This window comes from Streptomyces sp. NPDC088910, assembly GCF_044749865.1.
Taxonomy (GTDB): domain Bacteria; phylum Actinomycetota; class Actinomycetes; order Streptomycetales; family Streptomycetaceae; genus Actinacidiphila.
In genome coordinates this window covers 1-21,839 of record NZ_JBIVIV010000007.1, presented here as the reverse complement: position 1 = coordinate 21,839, position 21,839 = coordinate 1, and the positions used below count along the sequence as shown (strand labels likewise).

Sequence of the window (21,839 nt, the reverse complement as noted above, 5' to 3'; positions counted from 1 at the left end):
CCACGCGTATATTGGTTTCTTCTGCGCGCATTCAGCGCACATGAGAAAGGCCCCGATCACGGGGCCAACAAGAACAACCATATCCGACGGGGAGCCGTTTTGTCAAATCGGGAAAGCGTCGAATTGCGGGAAGAGCAGGAATTCATCGACCGCGTCCACGCGCGGGTCGACGCGCTGCGCGGTGTCGCGGCGCAGGGCGTCGAGGACGCGCTGACGCCGGTCGGCACCGGCCTCCAGGCGCGGCTCGAACGCGACATCCGGGTCGCGGAGCGCTCCGGCCTGCTCGCGGCGCTGAACGCGGTCGACGGTTCGCTGTGCTTCGGCCGCGTCGACCGCTCGGACGGCGCCACGCACCACATCGGCCGGATCGGCATCCGCGAGGACGACGCCGACCGTACGCCGCTGCTCATCGACTGGCGTGCGCCCGTCGCCCGCCCCTTCTACCTCGCCACCGGGCACACCCCGATGGGCCTGCGGCGCCGCCGCCACATCGCCAGCGAGGGCCGCACCGTCACCGAGCTGCACGACGAGATCCTGGACCTGGCCGACGGCGAACGCACCGGCTTCGAGGACCCCAACGGCGACAGCGTGCTGCTCGCGGCGCTCAACTCCGCGCGCACCGGCCGGATGGGCGACATCGTGCGGACCATCCAGGCCGAGCAGGACACCATCATCCGCGCCCCGCACCGGGGCGTCCTGGTCGTGGAGGGCGGCCCCGGCACCGGCAAGACCGCCGTCGCCCTGCACCGGGCCGCGTTCCTGCTGTACGAGCAGCGCGAACTGCTCTCCAAGCGCGCGGTGTTGATCGTCGGCCCCAACCCGGCGTTCCTGCGCTATATCGAAGAGGTGCTGCCCGCGCTCGGCGAGACCGGCGTCCTGCTCGCCACCCAGGCCGAACTCTTCCCCGGCGTCCACGCCACCGGCACCGACACGCCGCGCGCCGCCGCCGTCAAGGGCGGCGAGGAGATGGCCGAGGCGCTGGCGACGGCCGTCCGCGACCGGCAGCAACTGCCCGAGCCCGGCGCCCCGTTGATCATCCGGCACGACGACGGCGACCTCATCCTCGACTGGGAGATCGCGTACGAGGCCCGGCAGGCGGCCCGCGACACCCTGCTGCCGCACAACCTCGGCCGCCCGCACTTCGTCTTCCGCGTGATCGACGCACTGACCGCGCAGCTCGCCGAGCGGATCGGCGCCGACCCGTACGGCGGGCCCAACTTCCTCGGGCCCGACGACATCGCGCTGCTCGGCCGGGCCATCGCGGCGAGCAAGGAAGTCCACGCCGCCGTCGACGAGTTGTGGCCGCCGCTGACCCCCGAGGCGTTCCTGGCCGACTATCTGGCCGCGCCGGTGTACCTGCCCGCCGAGGACGCCGACGCGATCCGGCGCCCGCGCCCCGACAACCCCCTCGACGCCCCGTGGACGCCAGCGGACGTCCCCCTGCTGGACGAGGCCGCCGAACTCCTCGGCGTGGACGACAGCGCCCGACTGGCGGCCGAGGAGGCCGTACGGCAGGAGCGGATCGCCTACGCGCAGGGCGTGCTGGAGCTGTCGCGGGGCTCGGAGTCGTACGAGTTCGAGGACGAGGAGTCCGAGGTCCTGGCCGCGCACGACATCATCGACGCCGAGCGGATGGCGGAGCGGCACGAGGAGGACGACCACCGCAGCGCGGCCGAACGCGCCGCCGCCGACCGCACCTGGGCGTTCGGGCACATCATCGTGGACGAGGCGCAGGACCTGTCGCCGATGGCGTGGCGGCTGCTGATGCGCCGCACCCCGACGCGTTCGCTGACGCTGGTCGGCGACCCGGCGCAGACGTCGGAGGCGGCGGGCGTCGGCTCGTGGGAGAACATCCTGCGGCCGTACGTCGGGGACCGCTTCGAGCACGTCACGCTGAAGGTCAACTACCGTACGCCCGCCGAGATCATGGAGCTGGCGGCCAGGGTCGTACGGGCGCAGGACCCGCGGTACGTCCTGCCGGTGTCGGTGCGGTCGACCGGCGAGCGGCCGTGGACGCGGGACGCGGGCGGGGACCTGGCGGGGACGGTCGCCAAGGCCGCCGCGGAGCTGACGCCGCTGCCGGGGCAGGGCCGCCTGGCGGTGATCGCGCCGCGCGAGCTGCACGAGGAGATCGCCGCCGCGCTGGACGGTGTCACGGCGGGCGAAGCGCCCGACCTGACCCGGCCGTTGGTGCTGCTGGCCCCGCGCCAGGCCAAGGGCCTGGAGTTCGACCATGTGCTGGTCGTGGAGCCCGCCCGGTTCGGATCGAGCGACCTGTATGTGGCGCTCACCCGCGCCACGCAGCGCCTGGGCGTCGTCCACCGGGAGCAACTGCCCCCGGCGCTGCGGTAGTCGTGGGCCCGTGGGGCCCACCAGGTCCTCGACGCGGGCCCTGGGTCCGGGCCCTGGGTCCGGGCCCTGGACGCGGGCCTCAGATCCGGGCCTCAGATCCGGGCCCTAGACGCGGGCCCTTCTGCGCGAGCCGGGACGGCGCTCGCTGGGACGGGTCACCGGGTCGCCCGCCTCCTCGGCCGCGACCCGGCGGGCCGTACCGAAGTCGGCGAGGGCCTGCGCGAGGGCGAGCACGGACGGCTCGGGCGACATGACGTCCACCCGCAGCCCGTGCTCCTCCGCCGTCTTGGCGGTGGCGGGCCCGATGCAGGCGATCACGGTGACATTGTGCGGCTTGCCCGCGATGCCGACGAGATTGCGCACGGTCGAGGACGAGGTGAACAGCACCGCGTCGAATCCGCCGCCCTTGATGGCCTCACGGGTGTCGGCGGGCGGCGGCGAGGCGCGCACGGTCCGGTAGGCCGTCACGTCGTCCACCTCCCAGCCCAGCTCGACCAGTCCGGCCACCAGCGTCTCGGTGGCGATGTCGGCGCGCGGCAGGAAGACGCGGTCGATCGGGTCGAAGACCGGGTCGTACGGCGGCCAGTCCTCCAGCAGCCCGGCCGCGGACTGCTCGCCGCTGGGCACCAGGTCCGGCTTGACGCCGAACTCCACCAGCGACTGGGCGGTCTGCTCGCCGACCGCGGCGACCTTGATACCGGCGAAGGCCCGCGCGTCGAGCCCGTACTCCTCGAACTTCTCGCGCACCGCCTTGACGGCGTTCACCGACGTGAAGGCGATCCACTCGTAGCGTCCGGTGACCAGGCCCTTGACGGCCCGCTCCATCTGCTGCGGGGTGCGCGGCGGTTCGACCGCGATGGTCGGCACCTCGTGCGGCACGGCGCCGTACGAGCGGAGTTGGTCGGACAGCGACGCCGCCTGCTCCTTCGTGCGCGGCACCAGGACCCGCCAGCCGAACAGCGGCTTGGTCTCGAACCACGACAAGTGCTGGCGCTGGGCGGTGCGTTCGCCGACGACGGCTATCGCGGCGATCGGTCCCTCGGGCGTCGGCAACGCCTTGGTCGCCTTCAGCTCCGCGGCGATGGTGGCCAGCGTCGCGGTCCAGGTGCGCTGCCGGGTGGTGGTCCCGGCGACGGTCACCGACAGCGGGGTGTCGGGCTTGCGTCCGGCGGCGATGAGTTCCGCGGTGGCGATCGCGACGGTCTGGAGCGTGGTGGAGACCACCAGCGTCGCGTCGCTCGCGCCCACCTCGTTCCAACAGCGGTCGCCGGCGGTGGCCGCGTCCACGAAGCGCACGTCACTGCTCAAGTGCACGCCCGCGTAGGCGGGTACGCCGACGGCGGCGGCCACGCCGGGCACGACCTCGAAGGGGATGCCCGCGTGGGCACAGGCCAGCATCTCCTCGGCCGCGGACGAGTCGAGGCCGGGGTCGCCCGCGACCGCACGGACGACCCGCTTTCCGGTCCGCGCGGACGCCATGACAAGCTGGGTGGCAGCAGCCGAGACAGCGGAGATGTCCAACACCTCGCCGTCTGCGGCGGGTTGGGCCGTGCCCACGTCCGCGCGGGCGTGCGTGCGGACCACGTCGAGCACCGGCGCGTCGCCGACCAGCAGGTCGGCACGGGCCAGCGCCTCCACAGCGCGCAAGGTCAGCAGCCCGGGGTCTCCGGGCCCGGCACCGAGGAAGGTGACGTGGCCGGAAGAAGGTCGGTTGGAACCGGCGGTCCCGGCGGTGTTCGTCGTTGCAGCGACGGCGGCGGGGTTCAAAGTGCGCGCTCCCCCATAAGACCGGCCGCACCCTTGGCGAGCATCTCGACGGCCAACTCGCGCCCGAGGGCACGCGCTTCGTCGTCGGACGCCGGTACGGGGCCGGTGATGGACATCTGCACCAGTGAGGCGCCGTCGGTCGTGCCGACGACACCGCGCAGGCGCAGCTCGGTAGTCTGCCCGTCGGCCACGAGGTCGGCGAGCGCGCCCACAGGGGCGGAGCAGCCGGCTTCGAGGGCGGCGAGCAGGGATCGCTCGGCGGTCACGGCGACCCGGGTGAACGGGTCGTCGAGCTCGGCGAGCTGTGCGGCCAACTCCTGGTTGGAGGCGGCGCATTCGACCGCCAACGCTCCCTGGCCGGGAGCGGGCAGTACGGCGTCGGCAGCGATCAGCTCGCTCGCCTCCGCGAGCCTGCCGATACGGTTCAGCCCGGCGGCGGCCAGTACGACCGCGTCGAGCGTGCCGGAAGTAACGTACCCGATGCGGGTGTCAACATTGCCACGGATCGGCACCGTCTCCACGTCCCTGCCGTGTGACCGTGCCCACGCGTTGAGCTGCGCCATCCGTCGCGGGGAGCCCGTGCCGACCCGCGCTCCGTCGGGCAGCGTCTCGAACGTCAGGCCGTCGCGGGCCACGAGTGCGTCCCGCGGGTCCTCCCGTACCGGGATCGCCGCGAGCGTCAGGCCGTCCGCCGCCGCGGTGGGCAGGTCTTTGAGGCTGTGCACCGCGAAGTCGATCTCGCCGGCCAGGAGGGCGTCCCTCAGGGCCGACACGAAGACGCCGGTGCCGCCGATCTGGGCCAGATTCTCGCGCGAGACGTCGCCGTACGTGGTGATCTCGACCAACTCGACCGGGCGGCCGGTCAGTTCCGTCACCTGGGCGGCGACCATGCCCGACTGCGCCATCGCCAGCTTGCTCCGCCGGGTCCCCAGCCGAAGGGGCTGCGCCCCGTGCGAGGAGGGTGCCCCCTCGACGGCTTCCTCGCGCACGGAGGGTGCCCCCTCGGGGGCGCGGGGCGCCGCGGCCTCAGCCGCGGCGGCGCCGCTCGTCTGCGCCGGGTCCAGCGGGGCACGGCCGGTTGTTCCCGGACCACCGGCCGTCACCGGCCGACCGCGCAGTTCCCCGCGCCCCTGCGGGACACGTCCAGCCGCGTCCGGCACCGCCTCAGACACCTCGCGCCCACCCGGCGGCAGCCGCACATCAGACACAGGCCCGCGCCCCTGCGGGGCACGTCCAGCCGCGTCCGGCACCTCGCGCCCACCCGGCGGCAGCCCCAGATCAGACACAGCCCCGGGCTCGTGCGGGGCACCCGTCTCGTTCATTCAGCGGCCTCGATTCGGTTCTGGGACGCCCAGGGTGGTGCGGGTCGGCGCGGAGCGGACGGCGGCTACGGCCTGCGGGTCGAGGTCGAAGAGCTCGCGCAGGGCGTCGGCGTAGCCCGCGCCGCCCGGTTCGCCCGCGAGCTGCTTGACCCGCACGGTGGGCGCGTGCAGGAGCTTGTCGACGACGCGGCGCACCGTCTGGGTGATCTCGGCGCGCTGCTTGTCGTCCAGATCGGGCAGCCTACCTTCGAGGCGGGAAAGTTCACCCGCCACGACGTCGGCGGCCATGGCGCGCAGCGCCACCACGGTGGGCGTGATGCGAGCGGCACGCTGAGCCGCGCCGAAGGCGGCGACCTCTTCGGAGACGATGCCGCGCACGGCGTCGACGTCGGCGGCCATGGGCGCGTCGGCGGACGCGGCGGCCAGCGACTCTATGTCGACCAGGTGCACGCCGAGCAGGGCGTGCGCGGCCGAGTCGATGTCGCGCGGCATGGCGAGGTCAAGCACGGCGAGGTCGGTGCCCGCCGGGCGCTCGGCGAGGGCGGCGCGCAGGTCGTCCGCGCTCAGCACCAGGCCGGTCGCGCCGGTGCAGGACACCACGACGTCGGCGGTGCGCAGCGCGGCGGACACCTCGGACATGGTGATCGCGCGGCTGTCGAGGGCGCCGTTGTCGGAGGCCAGGGTCGCCGCGAGGCGCTCGGCCCGGTCGACCGTGCGGTTGGCGATGGCCAGCTCGCGCACACCCGCGCGCGCGAGCGTGGCGGCGGCCAGGGAGGACATGGAGCCCGCGCCGACGACGAGGGCGCGGCGGCCGGCGAGCGGTCCCGTCGTCACGGCGAGCTGGTCCAGGCCGAAGGTGACCAGGGACTGGCCCGCCCGGTCTATCCCGGTCTCGGAGTGGGCGCGCTTGCCGACCCGCAGGGCCTGCTGGAACAGGTCGTTGAGCAGCCGCCCCGCGGTGTGCAGCTCCTGCCCCGCGGCCAGCGCGTCCTTGATCTGGCCGAGGATCTGGCCCTCGCCGACGACCATGGAGTCCAGCCCGCAGGCCACGGAGAGCAGGTGGTGGACGGCCCGGTCCTCGTAGTGCACGTACAGGTGCGGGGTCAGCTCTTCGAGGCCGACGCCGCTGTGCTGGGCGAGGAGCGTGGACAGTTCGGCGACCCCGGCGTGGAACTTGTCGACGTCCGCGTACAGCTCGATGCGGTTGCACGTCGAGAGCACCACCGCCTCGGCCGCGGGCTCCGCGGCGAGCGCGTCCTGGAGCAGCTTGGCGCGGGCGTCCCCGGTGAGCGCGGCCCTTTCCAGGACGCTCACGGGTGCGCTGCGGTGGCTGAGTCCGACGACGAGAACGCTCATGCGGGCATCACGGCGGGTACGTCACCGTCCGGGTCCTGGCGGTCCTCGCCCGCCTTGCGCTGCTCGTGGAAGGCGAGGATCTGCAGCTCGATGGAGAGGTCGACCTTGCGTACGTCGACGCCGTCCGGAACGGTCAGCACGGTCGGCGCGAAGTTGAGGATCGAGGTCACACCGGCGGCCACGAGGCGGTCGGTGACCTCCTGGGCGGCGCCGGCGGGCGTGGCGATGACGCCGATCGACACCTGGTTGTCGTCGACGATCGACTCCAGCTCGTCGATGTGGCGGACCGGGAGCCCGGCGACCAGACGGCCCGCGAGGGCGGGGTCGGCGTCCAGCAGCGCGGCGACCCGGAAGCCGCGGGAGGCGAACCCGCCGTAGTTGGCGAGCGCGGCGCCGAGGTTGCCGATACCGACGATGACGACCGGCCAGTCCTGCGTGAGGCCCAGCTCACGGCTGATCTGGTAGACGAGGTACTCGACGTCGTAGCCCACGCCGCGGGTCCCGTAGGAGCCGAGGTAGGAGAAGTCCTTGCGCAGCTTGGCCGAGTTGACCCCGGCGGCGGCGGCGAGTTCCTCCGACGACACGGTGGGCACCGAGCGCTCGGAGAGTGCTGTCAGTGCCCGCAGGTACAGCGGAAGTCTGGCGACGGTGGCCTCGGGAATCCCTCGGCTGCGGGTCGCCGGTCGGTGAGATCGGCCAGTTGCCACGGTGCTCCTGCGGGTAGAGCTGGGCTGAAGACGACCACGGTCTTTGGGGCCGCCCCGTGGACAGCAGGCTATGTCTTTGTGAACGCGTGCACAAAGATGGTGTCCGATTTGCCCGGCGGACGTGACCGGCATCACGCGCTCCCATTACGGACATTGGGCACCATTCGCCGTGCGGAATCGTTGCTGCGGCGCTTCCAGAGTGCGTCAACGACCCCCGGTAGGCCAGTGGCCTGCGGCCATTCCACCGCGGCGGCCTGCGCCAGCCGCTCGTCCAGAACGGCGGATTCCGCAAATTCGACCGATTCCGCACCCCGAACGTAGTGCGAGAACAGCTCAGCCGTCGCACGGGCGTCACCCAGCGCGGTGTGCGCGTGCCACTCCGTGACGCCCGCTGCCTCGGCGCAGTCGCGCAGTGACAGTCCGTGCGGAACGGGCAAGCGGGCGGCGGCCATCCGCATCGTGCAAAGTTCTGGTATAGACGGCAGCCGCACCCCGACGCGGGCGTACTCGGCGGCCAGGAACGAGCGGTCGCACCCCACGTTGTGCCCCACGAGCACCCGGCCGCGCAGCAGGCTCAGCAGCCGGGCCGCGATGCCGTCGAACGAGGGCGCCCCGCCGAGGTCGCCGCCCTCGATGCCGTGGATGTGCGTCGGGCCGACCGGACCGTGCGGATCGACGAGCGTCGTGAACTCGCCCTGCGGAGTCAGGTCCTTGTCCAGCAGTACGACCGCCAGCTCCACCACCCGGTGCCGCCGCGACGACGAACCGGTCGCCTCGACGTCGACCACGGCAAAGCCGTACGCCGAAGCCTGGCTCGGAGCCGAGAGCACGCGGTCACACTCCTCACGCATCGCCCCCGGCCGTACAAAACGACCTCGATCATAATCGAATGTGCGCGAGTGCGAGTAACGCCCGCATATCGCCTGTGACACAGGTGCAGTACGGCCGCACGGAGGGTCACGGGTGACAGGTGGTGCGACCCGGCGCCGTACGGGCGCCTGTTCCTCGCACGAGAGCCCGTTCCCCGTACGCGAACCCGTCGTACGGGCGCCCGGACCGTCCGGCGCACAATGGCCCGTATGACGAACGACGACACCGCGGCGGCGGCCGTGCGCACGGTCACGCTCATCGGCAAGCCCGGCTGCCACCTGTGCGACGACGCGCGCACCGTGATCGAGAAGGTGGCGGGCGAGACCGGCGCGGCCGTGGAGGAACGGGACATCACCCGGGACGAGGCGCTGTACGCGCGGTACTGGGAGCAGATCCCCGTCGTCCTCATCGACGGCGAACAGCACACGTTCTGGCGTGTGGACGAGAAGCGGCTGCGCGCGGCGCTCACCGCGGGCTGACCCGGCCGGGACCCGCAGCCGGTCACTGTCCGGTCGTGCGGCGTTCACGCCCCCGCATCGTGCGCGAACAGGGCTTGACGCGCCGGGTGGTTATGCTCGCGGTATGGCCGCACGCAGATGGCTCACCCCCCGTAGGCAGGCCGGCACCGAGCGCAGTGTGCTGGCAGGCGAGGCCGCGGCACTGGCCGCGGAGGCCGCCCTGGCCACCAAGACCCGGCTGCGGGACGCGGTTTCCGCCGGGCCGGAGGAAACCGTCACGTCCGCGAGATCCGCGGCGTCCGCGAGATCCGCCAGGACGGGGAAGCCGGACGAGCCCGCCGAACCTGAGTTCCCGGCGCACGACCAGCCCCGCGCGGCGGCCTTCTTCGACCTCGACAACACCGTGATGCAGGGCGCCGCGATATTCCACTTCGGCCGCGGCCTGTACAAGCGGAAGTTCTTCGACACCCGCGACCTGCTGCGCTTCGCCTGGCAGCAGACGTACTTCCGCATGGCGGGCAACGAGGACCCCGAGCACATGCGGGACGTGCGCGAGAGCGCGCTGTCCATCATCAAGGGGCACCGCGTCGAGGAACTGATGTCCATCGGCGAGGAGATCTACGACGAGTACATGGCGGGCAAGATCTGGCCCGGCACCCGCGCGCTCGCCCAGGCCCACCTGGACGCCGGGCAGCGCGTCTGGCTGGTGACCGCCGCACCCGTCGAGACCGCCACGATCATCGCCCGCCGCCTCGGCCTGACCGGCGCGCTCGGCACGGTCGCCGAGTCGATCGACGGCGTCTACACCGGGCACCTGGTCGGCGAGCCGCTGCACGGACCCGCGAAAGCCGAGGCCGTACGCGCCCTGGCCGCCGCCGAGGACCTGGACCTGTCGCTGTGCGCCGCGTACAGCGACTCCTCCAACGACATCCCGATACTGTCCCTGGTCGGCCACCCCTACGCCATCAACCCCGACAGCAGGCTGCGCAAGCACGCCCGCGCCGAGGGCTGGCGGCTGCGCGACTACCGCACCGGGCGCAAGGCCGCCAAGATCGGCATCCCCGCCGCGGCCGGGATGGGCGCGGTGGCGGGCGGCGCCCTGGCCGCCGTCGCGATCAGCCGCCGCCGGCACTCCTGACGCAGCCGTCACGGGACGCCTGTGACCCCCGTGACGCCGCGGATCCGCCGCGCCGCGGGGCGTCCGAAGTGGCGGGAGCGACACGCGTGAACACGACCACAACACGCTCTCTCCGCGACCATTTCACGAGCAGAAGTGGTCAACTAAGGGCGCCTGTTCGATAATTGCTCGATCACCATTCCGCTTAGGAAGTGGCGGAAACGGCGATTTGAGCAACTCGGTGTAGCGTCGCCTGTACGAAGCGTTATTCTCCTCAGACGCATTCCGGTACCCACACGTCGCCACGACGAGTGAACGGTCCCGTACTGCACGTGATGGAAGTTCTGCCTCTGGGAGTCCCGTGTACCCACACGACGGGGTTGACACCTCTGGCCTGGCTGCGTTGCGCGCACTGGTGGTTGACCGCCTGATGCGCACAGTCCCCACGTACGCCGTGCCCGCCTTCGCCACGTCCGGTCCCACCGTCCCCGGCCACGCTTACGCGCTGGCCGAAGTCAGCACAGCCGCAGGCAGACGCACCCGCAGCAGCTCCACCAGCACCACCGGCGCGGGCAACGGCTCCGGCGGCGGTCAGTCGACCGCCACGACCACCGCCCGCCGCCCGGCCTCCGACACCGACAGCGGCCGGATGATGGACCTGGTCGAAAGGGCCCAGGAAGGCGAGACCGAAGCCTTCGGACGGCTCTACGACCACTACTCCGACACCGTCTACCGCTACATCTATTACCGCGTCGGCAGCAAAGCCACGGCCGAGGATCTGACGAGTGAGACGTTCCTGCGCGCCCTGCGCAGAATCGGTACCTTCACCTGGCAGGGCCGTGACTTCGGCGCGTGGCTGGTCACGATCGCCCGCAATCTGGTCGCCGACCACTTCAAATCGAGCCGGTTCCGGTTGGAAGTGACCACCGGTGAAATGCTCGACGCGAACGAGGTCGAGCGCAGCCCCGAGGACTCCGTTCTGGAGTCGCTGTCGAACGAGGCGCTGCTCCAGGCCGTGCGCAAGCTCAATCCGCAGCAGCAGGAGTGCGTGACGCTGCGGTTTCTCCAAGGTCTCTCGGTGGCCGAGACCGCCCGCATCATGGGCAAGAACGAGGGGGCGATCAAGACCCTCCAGTACCGGGCGGTCCGCACCCTGGCCAGGCTGCTACCGGAAGACGCCCGGTGAGTCCGCGTTGTCCCGTACCCCGGCAGGCCGTCATTCGGCCTATCAGTCCGATCATCAGAGCCGACCCGATCATCAGACCTGCGTAACCCAACTGGCCCGGCACTCGTTGCATCACATGCAGACATATCTGTGCCGCGCGCTGCCTGTTGCTGTTCACTCGATCGGGTGGACGGCAGCCGGGAACGCAACCTTCCGGGCGGCATGGGGAGTCGAGTGTGGATGACGAGAGGAGGTGCCGCCCGTGATCGGACAGGCAACGGCACACCGCCGGGCGAACGCCTTCGCCCAGGCCCTTGAGGACGCTGCTGTCCTCGACGAGACCACCGGCGAGCGCGGTGGCGGCGGTGCCGGACCGGCGAGCGGGCAGCACGGCAGCCATGCCGCGGCCCGGCACGCGGATCCCGAACAGGACTCGCTGCTGTCGCTCGCCGCGGCCATCGGCGACCGGCCGGCGCCCGTACTGGACGCCGAGAAGAAGACCGTCCAGCGCGCGCAGCTCATCGCCGCGATGGAACAGGCCATCGCCGACGGCAGTTTCGAGGTCACCGGCCGGGTTCCCGAGCAGCGCTCGGAGGGCACCGGCGGACACGGGGCCCACCGGCTGCGCAAGCTCACCCCGCGCTCCCGGCTGTCCCGGCGGCTCGCGGTCGGCGGCCTGTCCGTCGGCGTCGCCGCCGGTGCCTTCGGCGGAGTCGCGGCGGCCAGTACGAACGCGCTGCCAGGTGACACCCTCTACGGCCTCAAGCGGGGCATGGAGGACCTGAAGCTCGACATGGCGGGCAGTGACGCCTCCCGCGGCAAGGTCTACCTCGACATGGCCTCCACGCGCATGCAGGAGGCCCGGCGGCTCATGGACCGGCAGCGCGGCGGACAGCTCGACGACGAGTCCGTCGGCGATGTGCGCAAGGCGCTGTCCGGCATGCGGCAGGAGGCCGCCGAGGGACACCGGCTGCTCACCCAGGCGTACGCGAAGGACGGCTCGCTCCAGCCGATGGCGCTGCTCAACACCTTCGCCGCGTCGCACCGGCAGAGCTGGACCGAGATGCGGGGCAAGCTGCCCAGCCAGCTCACCGATGTCTCCGACCAGGTCTCGTCGGTCTTCGCCGCCATAGACGATGACGTCAAGCCGCTCGAATCCGTGCTCCCCAAGCCGAAGGACGACAGCTCCTCCGGCTCCCGGGGCCACCGGCGTTCCGGCGGCGGAAGCGACGACGGTACGGGCAGCGGTACGGGCTCCGGCTCCGGCACGCCGTCCGCGCCCGCGTCCGGGGACAGCAAGTCCGGGCAGGCGCCGAGCGGCAACCCGTCGGCGTCGCCCACCACCCCGCAGCACGAGGGCCTGATCGGCGGCCCGCTGCTCCCGCCCCCGCCGAACAGCACTCCCGGCAGCGGCAACGGCGCCACGGACACCCCGTCCACCTCCGCCACCCCGCCCCACTCCGTCACCCTCCCCCCGCTCCTGCCCGGTCTCCTCCCCGGCCTCGGCCTCGGCGTGGACGACTCGAACGACTAGCACCACCGCACGCCCAAGGGCGGCCGGCTCCCCGCGAGGAGAACCGGCCGCCCTTTCACGTTCAGAAGAACACCACCCGCCGCGTGGCGGGACCGCCCTCAGAAGAAGACGGACCGCCTGTCCACCAGCAGCTTGTACAGGGTGTGCTGGATCGTCTCGCGGACCTGGTCGGTCAGGTTGAAGACGAGCATGGGGTCCTCCGCCGCCTCGGGCGGGTAGGCGTCGGTGAGGATGGGCTCGCCGAACTGGATCGTCCACTTGGTGGGGAGGGGGACGAGTCCGAGCGGCCCCAGCCAGGGGAAGGTGGGGGTGAGGGGGAAGTACGGGACGCCGAGCACGCGCGCGAGGGTGCGGGAGTTGCCGACCATCGGATAGATCTCCTCGGCGCCGACCACCGAGCACGGAATGATCGGCACCTTCGTCTTCAGCGCCGTCGCGACGAATCCGCCGCGCCCGAACCGCTGGAGCTTGTACCGCTCCGAGAACGGCTTGCCGAGTCCCTTGAAGCCCTCGGGCATGACCCCGACGACCTCACCGCGCTCCAGCAGGACCTCGGCGTCCTCCGCGCACGCCAGCGTGTGCCCGGCCTTGCGGGCGAATTCGTTGACCACCGGCAGCATGAAGACCAGGTCGGCGGCGAGCAGCCGCAAGTGCCGTCCCGCCGGGTGGTGGTCGTGCACGGCGACCTGCGTCATGAGGCCGTCGACCGGCAGCGTCCCGGAGTGGTTGGAGACCACCAGCGCCCCGCCCTCGGCGGGGATGTTCTCGATGCCCTTCACCTCGACCCGGAAGTACGTGTCGAAGAACGGCCGCAGCACCGACATCAGCACCTGCTCGGTCAACTCGGCGTCGTAGCCGAATTCGTCGACCTCGTACTCGCCGGTGACCCGGCGCCGCAGGAACGACAGGCCGGAGGCGACCTTCCGCTCCCAGTCCCCGCCGAGCAGCCGGTCGGCGACCCCGCCGAGCGCGGCGGCCAGCCCCGGCCCCTCGTCCCCCGCGGCGGAACCGGAACCGGAAGCGGACCCTGAGGCGGACCCGAAAGCGGACCCGGAACCGGAACCCGTACGCGCCCCCGTGGCGGATTCCGCTTCGGTCCCGCCGCCGCTTGCCTGCGCGGGGACCGCTGCGCCCGTACCGCCCGGCTCTGAGCCCGCCTCGGCCATCTCCTGGGGCTCCGGCACCTCGGGCACCGCCGCCAGCGGCTGCGTGCCCGGCCCGCCCGCGCCGGACGACCCGGCGCCGTCCTTCTTCCTGGCGCCCGCGGACCGGCCGCCGCGCGACCGGCCGGACCCCGAGCCGGAACCCGGACCCGAGCCGGAACCCGAGCCCGTACGCCGCGCCCGCGAATCGTCGCCGAACGGGATCACCTTGGCGTCTGCCATGGTTCGACTCCTTCTGCCTGGTGCGGTCACGCGTGGTCGGCGTCGGTGGCGTCCGCGGCGTCGGGCGCCAGCGCCGCCGCGGCGAGCCGGTCGACGGCGCGCGCCATCCGGTCCGGCGGCAGCAGCCCGGGCCCGCGGCTGCGCGCGAAGTCGGCGAACGTCTCGGCCGTCGTGTACGCCGGCACGAAACCGAGCGTCTCACGCATCTGCCGGGTGTCCACCACCCTGCCGTGCGTCAACAGCCGAATCTGTTCGCGCGAGAAGTCGGTGACGCCCGCGGCCTTCAGCGTCCGTCCGATCCAGGTGACCGCGGGCAGCAGCACCGGCACGGTCGGCTTGCCGAGCCGCCGCGCGGTCTGCGACAGCAGCAGCACCCCGTCGCCCGCGATGTTGAACGTCCCGCTGTTGAGCGTCCCGCGCCGCGCGTCGAGGGCGGCCAGTACCAGCACCTCGTTCACGTCGTCCTCGTGGACGAACTGCAACCGGGGGTCGTAGCCGAGGACGGTGGGCAGCACGGGCAGCGCGAAGAACTCCGCGAGCGGGGTGTCGGCGTGCGCGCCGAGGATGTTCGCGAACCGCAGCACCGCGACCGCGACGTCCGGGCGGCGGCGCGCGAAGCCCCGTACGTACCCCTCGACCTCGACGGCGTCCTTCGCGAAGCCGCCGCTCGGCAGCGACTTGGCGGGCATCGTCTCGGTGAAGACGGCCGGGTCGCGCGGCGCGGCGCCGTAGACGCTGGTGGTGGACTTCACGACCAGGCGCCGTACGGTCGGGGCCTTCTGGCAGGCGCCCAGGAGCTGCATCGTGCCGATGACGTTGGTCTCCTTGACCTGCGTCCGGCCGCCGGAGCCCATCGTGGTGGTGGCGCTGACGTCCAGGTGCACGACGGTGTCGACCGACGTCTGCGCGAGGACCTTGGCGATCATGGGCTGCCGGATGTCGGCGCGGACGAACTCCGCGGCGCCCAGATCGTGCTCGGGCGGTACGGCGTCGACCGCGATCACCCGGTCGACCTCCGGCTCCCGCAGGACGCGGCGGACGAAACGGCCGCCGATCGGTCGCGCGACTCCGGTGACGAGCACCACCTTGCCCACGGTTCAGCGCCTTCCTACGGGGTTGTACGCACCGTACCCGTTCGTTGTTGCGCCGCAGTGACGGCCCGCTGTGCGGGCCGCCGACGTCACGCCGCTGCCCCCTCCGTCACACCTGCCCCGGAAAACGCCACTGCCCCCTCCACCGCCTACAGGCGGTGGAGGGGGCAGGAAGAGCGGCGTACTGCGTCGAGCCCGCTTACTTCTTGTTGCGACGCTGAACGCGCGTCCGCTTCAGCAGCTTGCGGTGCTTCTTCTTGGCCATACGCTTACGCCGCTTCTTGATGACAGAGCCCACGACTACCCTCGCTTCGTTTTCACTCGGTGCGGGGCGTCCGAGCCCACACGACCTACGTCGGCCAAGCCTACCCGCCCGAGGCGGACGAGCATAAACCGAGCCCCACGCAGGCGGTCAGCGGCCCTCGGCGGGCGAGATCAGGCAGATTCCCCCACCCCCACCCCCACATAGGACTCACGCAGGTAGTCGTGGACGGCCTGCTCCGGAACCCGGAAAGACCTCCCCACCCGGATCGCCGGCAGATGACCGCTGTGCACCAGCCGGTACACCGTCATCTTGGACACGCGCATGACCGCGGCAACTTCGGCCACGGTAAGGAACACGACCTCGTTGAGAGGCCTGGTTTCGCTTGAAGCCATGACACACCTGAACTTTCCGCACCTGACGGCCACCGGCTTCCCCTCCGGCGACTCCAACAGTCAAGTGCGCTCCCCCTCAGATTAGGGGCGCATGATGCAAGTGGGGAAGAGGAGTTGCCAATAGTTGATTACTGTGACAGCCACGCCCGATGGAGTACGTAGCGGGTAAGCGGCCGGTAGTAATCGGACCGCACGGTGTCGTCCAGCGGTACCGCGACCGACACCCTGCCCTCCGCTTCCGCGACGAACACCGCGGGGTCGTCGGAGTCGGCGAGACCGATCGCCTCGATGCCCAACTGCCCTGCCCCGCATACGAATCCGTGGTCCCCGACCACCAGCCGCGGCAGCACTCCGCCCTGCTCCGCGGCAGCCGCGAGGGCCGCTCTGACGGGCAGCGGGGAGTGCGTATGAGCACCCGGTTCGCCCGCCCCCGCACCCTCCTGCGAACCCTCCGCACCAGGCACGGGGCGCACCACGGCGACACCTCCCACGTACCAAAGATTGTGACGCCGTACCCCGAACTGTGTCGGCATATCGACGTAGCCGCCGTACGCAGGGGTGAGAATCACACATCCCGCCGCCGACAGCGCGGCGGCCAAAGAGGCGTAGAAGCCCAACAGCCGATGAGGGTGGCCCGTCCCCAGCAGAACGGGGATACGATCCTGCGCCGCCCTGCCAAGACGCTCGGCGAAGGCGTCCAGCGCCGCCACCGTGCAGTCCGGGTCGATCGTGTCCTGCCCCGAGGTGTCCGCCGGGTCCGGCGACACACCGCAGCGGTCGGCCATCAGCCGCAGCAACTCCGCCGTGCCCCACTCCCCTTCCGGATCCAGCCCCAGCGTCTGGCGCGGATCCCGCGCCGCGAAGAGCCGGTAACTGTGCAGACTTTTCTCCCTCGGGGTCGAGACCCGTCCCGCCAGCCCGGCCGCCACCAGATGCGCGCGCAGCGCGCCGACACTCAGCACCCCTTGATCGTCCCGACTCCCTCCGCCCCCCGGGTACGAAACCGCCAAAAACACCCCGTGCGGGTGACCCGCGCCGAGTGCGCTCCGAACGTAGAAGACCTACGCCACACGCGTACGCGCCCCGCTGTAACGGGTTACCGAACAACGCGGTGACGGCGTGTGCGAAATTGGGGGATTCCGTGGAGAAGGAGCGCCACGCTCGCCGGAAAAGGGGACAACGCGCTACGGCGTGCCGCCGGACAGGCCCTACGGCAGCAGGCCGTGGAGCGGGAAGACCGCGCGGCGGGTGGCGATCACGGCCTGGTCGAGCCGGTCCGCCGGGTCGTAACCGGAGTCGGCGAAGTCCGCCCAGTGCGGATCACGGCCGTCCGTCATCCGCAGCGGCCCCTGCTGCCGGGTCCGGGCGTAGACCTCGTGCCGCCACTCCTCGGGAACCGGCGTCTTCGGCGCCACCGGCGCGCCCGCCGCGATCCCCACCAGATGCGTCCACGTACGCGGCACCACATCGGCCACCGCGTAACCCCCGCCGCCCAGCGCGACCCAGCGGCCCTCCGCGTGGTCGTGCGCCAGCGCGTGACACGCCTCCGCGACCAGCCGCTGCGCGTCCAGCGACACCGCCAGATGCGCCAGCGGATCCTCGAAGTGGGTGTCCGCGCCGTGCTGCGAGACGACCACCTGCGGCCGGAACGCCGCCACCAGCTCCGGCACCACCGCGTGGAAGGCCCGCAGCCAGCCCGCGTCACCCGTCCCCGCGGGAAGCGCCACATTGACCGCGCCGCCCTCCGCGGACGGCCCGCCCGTCTCCTCCGGCCACCCCGTCTGCGGGAACAGCGTCCGCGGATGCTCGTGCAGCGAGATCGTCAGCACCCGCGGGTCGTCCCAGAACGCCGTCTGCACACCGTCGCCGTGGTGTACGTCCACGTCCACGTACACCACCCGCTCCGCGCCCAGCTCCAGCAGCCGGGCCACCGCGAGCGCCGCGTCGTTGTAGACGCAGAAACCCGCCGCCGCGCCCGGCATCGCGTGGTGCAGCCCGCCCGCGAAGTTCACCGCGTGCAGCACATCGCCCTGCCACACCGCCTCGGCCGCGCCCACCGACTGCCCCGCGATCAGCGCGGACGCCTCGTGCATCCCCGCGAACGCCGGATTGTCCTCGGTACCGAGCCCGTACGACAGATCCGCCGCGGCCGGATCGGCGGACGCCGCCCGCACCGCCGCCACGTAATCCGCCCGGTGCACCAGCGCCAGCGTCGAGTCGCCGGCCGCGGGCGCCGCCACCACCGACAGCTCCCGGTCGAGCCCGAAGGCCCGCACCAACCCGCGCGTGAGCGACAGCCGCACCGGGTCCATCGGGTGGCCCGGACCGAAGTCGTACTTGGTTACCCGCTCATCCCACATCAACTGTGCTCGGCCGCTCATGGCCGACACCGTACCCGGCGGGCCCGGCCTCGAAGGACTTGGCGTACAACAGCGTGGCCCCCACCAGCACCATCGGCACGAGCATCGCCCCGCGGTAGCTCCACACATCGCCCAGCGCGCCCACCAGCGGCGAGCCGACCAGGAAACCCACGTAGTTGAAGATGTTCAGCCGCGCGATGGCCGAGTCCGAGGCACCGGGGAACATCCGCCCGGCCGCCGCGAACGTCTGCGGCACGATCACGCACAGCCCGAGCCCCAGCAGCGTGAAGCCCAGCATGCCCACCCACGCCCCCGGCGCCACCGCCACCACCGCGAAGCCCGCCATCGCCAGCACCGTCCCCAGCCGGACGACGGACGCGGCACCGTACCGCCGCACCCCGAAGTCACCCACCGAACGGCCGATCAGCGTCGTCACCATGTAGACGGCGTACGGCACGGTGGAGAGCTGCTCCGAGCTGTGCAAGGTGTCCTGGAGGTACTTCGCGCTCCAGTTGGAGACCGTCGAGTCACCGATGTACGCGAAGGCCATCACCAGACAGAGCGGCATCAGCAGCCGCATCACGACGGCCTGCTTCTCGCCCCCCAGCTCGGTGACGGACGGCTGCTCCTGGTCGGCGTACCAGCGGCTCGCCACCAGCGTCAGCGGGATCAGCAGCGCCACCACCGGCCCGTACAGCGCCACCAGCGAGATGTGCCAGTGCGCCCCCGACCACGCCAGACACGCCCCGACGATCCCGCCCAGGCTGTACGAGGCGTGGAAGCCGAGCATGATGCTGCGGCCGTAGGTGTGCTGGAGGCTCACCCCGAGCATGTTCATCGACGCGTCCAGACCGCCGACGCACACCCCGAACAGCGCCAGCGTCACCGCCGCCATCCACAACTGGTCGCCCGCGCCGAGCAGCAGCAGGACCAGGGCCACCACCGGCTGCACCCAGCGCAGCACCGCACTCGGCCTGATCCGCTTCACGACGTACTCGGTCGCCACGCTGCCCAGGCCCGCGAGGATCGGCACCGCCGCCAGGAACACCGGCAACAGCCCGTCGCTGATGCCGTACCGGTCCTGGATCGCCGGAATCCGGGTGACCAGCAGCGCGAACAGCGCGCCCTGCGCGAAGAAGCTGATCGCGAGCGCGGCCCGCCCGTGCCGCAGCCGGTCGTCCGGCTGCCGGTACTTCACGGGGGCGGCGGGCCCCCCGGGGGCGCTCTGCGCGGCTTCGTCCATGAGCGAGCAGCGTAAACGCGGAAGCTACGGATGAGTAGGTGGCGGGGGTCACAATTGTGATCAACCCGCGCCGGACGGCTCCCCGGACCGCTCCCGCTCACCTCAGCAGCAGGTCGGGCAGCCCTTCCATCGCACCGAACAGGGCCGTCGCGTCGGCCACCTTCTCCGCCGGGGTCATCGCCGTGAACGCGTACACGTCCATCCCCGCCGCGACCGCCGCCCGCACCCCCAACGGACTGTCCTCGACCACCGCGCACCGCTCGGGGGCCACCCCCATCACGGCCGCCGCGTGCAGGAACAGATCCGGCGCCGGCTTCCCCCGCCCCACGTCCTGCGACGAGAAGATCCGCTCCTCCCCGAACCGCTCGTACAGCCCGGTCCTGCGCAGCGCCACCCTGATCCGCTCATGGCTCCCCGACGACGCCAGGCAGTACGGCACCCCCTCCGCCACCAGCCGGTCCAGCACCCCGGCCGCCCCCGCCACCGGCTCCAGCTCCCGCTCGAAGGCCGCGAAGACCCGCGCGTGCAGCTCCTCGTCGAACCCCTCGGGCAGCCGCCGCCCCGACCGCTCCCACACCACGTCGTGCACCCGGTGCACCGCCGCGCCCATGTAGTCCCGGATCGAGTCCTCGTACGTCGTCGGATGCCCCACCTCCGTCAGGTGGCCGGCGAGAATCCGGTTGGATATCGGCTCGCTGTCCACAAGGACGCCGTCGTTGTCGAAGATGACCAGGTCATACCGCATACGGCCACTGTAGTTGGGGGCACGCATCCGGTAGCGTACGGGCCATGTCGAGCCCCGAGGCATCCAAGGCGGGGGCTTTCGGTCACGCCGTCAGCCCCCTGAACCACTGAGTTCGCAGCTCCCTTTCACCGTCCGCCTTTTTCGCACGCTCCTTTTGCGCGGCCTTTCGCGGCCTCTCCGCGCTTTTGGGCGGCCCTCCGGGCTTTCGTGCGACTCTCCGCGCTTTCGTGCGACTCTCCGCGCGGCTCTTCGCGCGGCCATGGCTGGACGGCTGCCGCACCCCGGGTGCTGACCGCGGTGACGAGACGACGTTTTCACGTTTCCTCTCGTGCATCTCCTCACCTCGGAGCCTTTCCCGATGCCTCTCCGTCTCCCTGTTCCGCTGTACCTGCTCGCCATGGCCGTCTTCGCCATGGGCACCTCCGAATTCATGCTGGCCGGCCTCCTGCCGGACATCGCCGCCGACCTCGACGTGACGGTCGGCACCGCGGGCACGCTCACCTCGGCCTTCGCGATCGGCATGGTCGTCGGCGCCCCGCTGATGGCCGCCCTCGCCCGCGCCTGGCCCGCCCGCAGCAGCCTGCTCGCCTTCGTCGTCGCCTTCGCGGCGGCGCACGCCGCGGGCGCCGTCACCGGCAGCTTCCCGGTCCTGTTCGCCACCCGGATCGTCGCCGCGCTCGCGAACGCGGGCTTCCTCGCCGTCGCCCTCACCACCGCCGTCACCCTCGTCTCCCCCGACCGCAAGGGGCGCGCGCTGGCCGTACTGCTCTCCGGGACGACGGTGGCCACGGTCGCCGGGGTGCCCGCGGGCGCGGTGCTCGGCACCCTGCTGGGATGGCGGGCCACCTTCTGGGCAGTCGCCGCACTCTGCCTGCCCGCCGCCGCCGGAATCCTCAAGGGCGTTCCGGCCCGGCCGTCGGCCCGTACGTCCAAGGCCGGACCCGGCCTGCGCACCGAGCTGGCACTGCTCACGTCCCCGCGCCTGATGACGAGTCTGCTGCTCGGCGCCCTGGTGAACGCGGCCACCTTCGCGAGCTTCACCTTCCTCGCACCGGTCGTCACCGACACCGCGGGCCTCGGCCGCCTGTGGATCTCGGTGGCCCTGATGCTCTTCGGCGCCGGTTCCTTCGCCGGAATCACCCTCGCGGGCCGCCTCGCCGACCACCGCCCCGGCCTGGTCCTCACCACCGCGGGCCCCCTGCTGCTCCTCGGCTGGCTCGCCCTGGCCCTCCTGGCCGACCGTCCGGCCGCCCTGCTCCCCCTCGTCTTCCTCCAGGGCGCCCTGTCCTTCCTCCTCGGCGGCACCCTGATCACCCGCGTCCTCTACGAAGCAGCCGCCGCCCCCACCATGTCCGGCTCATACGCCACCGCCGCCCTCAACCTCGGCGCGACCCTCGGCCCCCTGACCGCCGCCGCCACCCTCCACACGAGCGCCGGACCCCTCGCCCCCTTCTGGACCAGCGCCCTCCTCGTCCTCCTCGCCCTCCCGCTCCTCCTGTCCTCGACGCCCGGCTGATAGGCGGGCTCGAAAACCGGTTTTCCGGTGGGTGACGGAGAACGCAAAAGAGGCCCGGCGTCGGATCCTAAGATCCGAGGCCGGGCCTCTTCCATAAAGATTGTTCGGCGGTGTCCTACTCTCCCACAGGGTCCCCCCTGCAGTACCATCGGCGCTGAAAGGCTTAGCTTCCGGGTTCGGAATGTAACCGGGCG

General features: G+C 71.8%; 19 protein-coding genes and 1 rRNA gene. 6 read left to right on the top strand and 14 right to left on the bottom strand.

Annotated elements, in window-relative coordinates; translation table 11 throughout:
- The first annotated feature begins 123 nt into the window (after positions 1-123).
- Positions 124-2,352: an AAA family ATPase gene (locus ACIP4Z_RS17375; protein ID WP_355340743.1), complete on the top strand. Its 2,229-nt coding sequence runs from the start codon at positions 124-126 to the stop codon at positions 2,350-2,352.
- 105 nt (positions 2,353-2,457) lie between these two features.
- Here ACIP4Z_RS17375 and ACIP4Z_RS17370 read toward each other — a convergent pair whose 3' ends face one another.
- The 5 genes from ACIP4Z_RS17370 to ACIP4Z_RS17350 all read right to left on the bottom strand — a co-directional run bounded on the left by ACIP4Z_RS17370 (position 2,458) and on the right by ACIP4Z_RS17350 (position 8,334).
- Positions 2,458-4,119 (bottom strand): bifunctional uroporphyrinogen-III C-methyltransferase/uroporphyrinogen-III synthase, encoded by a 1,662-nt coding sequence (locus ACIP4Z_RS17370; protein ID WP_355340670.1) that lies wholly within the window; start codon positions 4,117-4,119, stop codon positions 2,458-2,460.
- Positions 4,116-5,108: a hydroxymethylbilane synthase gene (gene hemC / locus ACIP4Z_RS17365; RefSeq protein ID WP_401308945.1), complete on the bottom strand. Its 993-nt coding sequence runs from the start codon at positions 5,106-5,108 to the stop codon at positions 4,116-4,118. Before hemC ends, ACIP4Z_RS17370 begins: the two co-directional genes overlap by 4 nt.
- Before the next feature lie 333 nt (positions 5,109-5,441).
- Positions 5,442-6,797: a glutamyl-tRNA reductase gene (locus ACIP4Z_RS17360; RefSeq protein ID WP_355340676.1), complete on the bottom strand. Its 1,356-nt coding sequence runs from the start codon at positions 6,795-6,797 to the stop codon at positions 5,442-5,444.
- A complete protein-coding gene (locus ACIP4Z_RS17355; RefSeq protein ID WP_188281706.1) occupies positions 6,794-7,504 on the bottom strand; it encodes a redox-sensing transcriptional repressor Rex in 711 nt (236 codons plus the stop codon). Before ACIP4Z_RS17355 ends, ACIP4Z_RS17360 begins: the two co-directional genes overlap by 4 nt.
- 131 nt (positions 7,505-7,635) lie before the next feature.
- On the bottom strand, positions 7,636-8,334 hold the full coding sequence (locus ACIP4Z_RS17350) for a 3'-5' exonuclease (protein ID WP_355340679.1): 699 nt from the start codon (positions 8,332-8,334) through the stop codon (positions 7,636-7,638).
- A 249-nt stretch (positions 8,335-8,583) separates the two neighbouring features.
- Between ACIP4Z_RS17350 and ACIP4Z_RS17345 the strand changes: the two genes are divergently transcribed.
- The 4 genes from ACIP4Z_RS17345 (at position 8,584) to ACIP4Z_RS17330 (ending at position 12,648) form a co-directional block, all read left to right on the top strand.
- On the top strand, positions 8,584-8,853 hold the full coding sequence (locus ACIP4Z_RS17345; protein WP_401308940.1) for a glutaredoxin family protein: 270 nt from the start codon (positions 8,584-8,586) through the stop codon (positions 8,851-8,853).
- Positions 8,854-8,956: 103 nt separating this feature from the next.
- The gene (locus ACIP4Z_RS17340; protein WP_401308937.1) at positions 8,957-9,970 is read left to right on the top strand and encodes an HAD family hydrolase; all 1,014 of its coding nucleotides are present in this window, start codon (positions 8,957-8,959) and stop codon (positions 9,968-9,970) included.
- Positions 9,971-10,310: 340 nt separating this feature from the next.
- The gene (locus ACIP4Z_RS17335) at positions 10,311-11,135 is read left to right on the top strand and encodes an ECF subfamily RNA polymerase sigma factor, BldN family (protein WP_391052059.1); all 825 of its coding nucleotides are present in this window, start codon (positions 10,311-10,313) and stop codon (positions 11,133-11,135) included.
- Positions 11,136-11,376: 241 nt separating this feature from the next.
- Positions 11,377-12,648 carry a DUF5667 domain-containing protein gene (locus ACIP4Z_RS17330; RefSeq protein WP_391052062.1) on the top strand — a complete coding sequence of 424 codons (1,272 nt, stop codon included), beginning with the start codon at positions 11,377-11,379 and terminating at the stop codon, positions 12,646-12,648.
- A gap of 98 nt (positions 12,649-12,746) precedes the next feature.
- On the opposite strand, the gene ACIP4Z_RS17325 is transcribed toward ACIP4Z_RS17330, so the two are convergent.
- The 8 genes from ACIP4Z_RS17325 to ACIP4Z_RS17290 all read right to left on the bottom strand — a co-directional run bounded on the left by ACIP4Z_RS17325 (position 12,747) and on the right by ACIP4Z_RS17290 (position 20,129).
- Complete coding sequence (locus ACIP4Z_RS17325) at positions 12,747-14,033, bottom strand: lysophospholipid acyltransferase family protein (protein ID WP_401308934.1); 1,287 nt, start codon at positions 14,031-14,033, stop codon at positions 12,747-12,749.
- 26 nt (positions 14,034-14,059) lie between these two features.
- Positions 14,060-15,127 (bottom strand): NAD-dependent epimerase/dehydratase family protein, encoded by a 1,068-nt coding sequence (locus tag ACIP4Z_RS17320; RefSeq protein ID WP_355340696.1) that lies wholly within the window; start codon positions 15,125-15,127, stop codon positions 14,060-14,062.
- 196 nt (positions 15,128-15,323) lie between these two features.
- A complete protein-coding gene (locus ACIP4Z_RS17315) occupies positions 15,324-15,422 on the bottom strand; it encodes a 30S ribosomal protein bS22 (protein WP_003948845.1) in 99 nt (32 codons plus the stop codon).
- 137 nt (positions 15,423-15,559) lie between these two features.
- Positions 15,560-15,781 carry a helix-turn-helix domain-containing protein gene (locus ACIP4Z_RS17310; protein WP_188281714.1) on the bottom strand — a complete coding sequence of 74 codons (222 nt, stop codon included), beginning with the start codon at positions 15,779-15,781 and terminating at the stop codon, positions 15,560-15,562.
- 128 nt (positions 15,782-15,909) lie between these two features.
- Positions 15,910-16,743, bottom strand: a complete 834-nt coding sequence (locus ACIP4Z_RS17305) for a phosphatase (protein ID WP_391052069.1) — start codon at positions 16,741-16,743, stop codon at positions 15,910-15,912.
- A gap of 246 nt (positions 16,744-16,989) precedes the next feature.
- Complete coding sequence (locus tag ACIP4Z_RS17300) at positions 16,990-18,162, bottom strand: acetoin utilization protein AcuC (protein ID WP_355340703.1); 1,173 nt, start codon at positions 18,160-18,162, stop codon at positions 16,990-16,992.
- The gene (locus ACIP4Z_RS17295; RefSeq protein WP_355340745.1) at positions 18,131-19,312 is read right to left on the bottom strand and encodes an MFS transporter; all 1,182 of its coding nucleotides are present in this window, start codon (positions 19,310-19,312) and stop codon (positions 18,131-18,133) included. The genes ACIP4Z_RS17300 and ACIP4Z_RS17295 overlap by 32 nt, the downstream gene beginning before the upstream one ends.
- A 169-nt stretch (positions 19,313-19,481) precedes the next feature.
- Positions 19,482-20,129: an HAD family hydrolase gene (locus ACIP4Z_RS17290; protein ID WP_355340706.1), complete on the bottom strand. Its 648-nt coding sequence runs from the start codon at positions 20,127-20,129 to the stop codon at positions 19,482-19,484.
- 358 nt (positions 20,130-20,487) lie between these two features.
- On the opposite strand from ACIP4Z_RS17290, the gene ACIP4Z_RS17285 reads away from it, so the two are divergent.
- Complete coding sequence (locus ACIP4Z_RS17285; protein ID WP_401308928.1) at positions 20,488-21,645, top strand: Cmx/CmrA family chloramphenicol efflux MFS transporter; 1,158 nt, start codon at positions 20,488-20,490, stop codon at positions 21,643-21,645.
- A 102-nt stretch (positions 21,646-21,747) separates the two neighbouring features.
- On the opposite strand, the gene rrf is transcribed toward ACIP4Z_RS17285, so the two are convergent.
- Positions 21,748-21,839, bottom strand: a 5S ribosomal RNA gene (gene rrf / locus ACIP4Z_RS17280); the annotation flags it as partial.

Excerpts from the sequence above, each read along its gene's own strand:
- ACIP4Z_RS17290 (WP_355340706.1), bottom strand. The coding sequence starts at position 20,129 with ATGCGGTATGACCTGGTCATCTTCGACAACGACGGCGTCCTTGTGGAC.
- ACIP4Z_RS17285 (WP_401308928.1), top strand. The coding sequence starts at position 20,488 with ATGCCTCTCCGTCTCCCTGTTCCGCTGTACCTGCTCGCCATGGCCGTC.
- ACIP4Z_RS17300 (WP_355340703.1), bottom strand. The coding sequence starts at position 18,162 with ATGAGCGGCCGAGCACAGTTGATGTGGGATGAGCGGGTAACCAAGTAC.
- ACIP4Z_RS17310 (WP_188281714.1), bottom strand. The coding sequence starts at position 15,781 with ATGGCTTCAAGCGAAACCAGGCCTCTCAACGAGGTCGTGTTCCTTACC.
- ACIP4Z_RS17360 (WP_355340676.1), bottom strand. The coding sequence starts at position 6,797 with ATGAGCGTTCTCGTCGTCGGACTCAGCCACCGCAGCGCACCCGTGAGC.
- ACIP4Z_RS17325 (WP_401308934.1), bottom strand. The coding sequence starts at position 14,033 with ATGGCAGACGCCAAGGTGATCCCGTTCGGCGACGATTCGCGGGCGCGG.
- ACIP4Z_RS17340 (WP_401308937.1), top strand. The coding sequence starts at position 8,957 with ATGGCCGCACGCAGATGGCTCACCCCCCGTAGGCAGGCCGGCACCGAG.
- ACIP4Z_RS17345 (WP_401308940.1), top strand. The coding sequence starts at position 8,584 with ATGACGAACGACGACACCGCGGCGGCGGCCGTGCGCACGGTCACGCTC.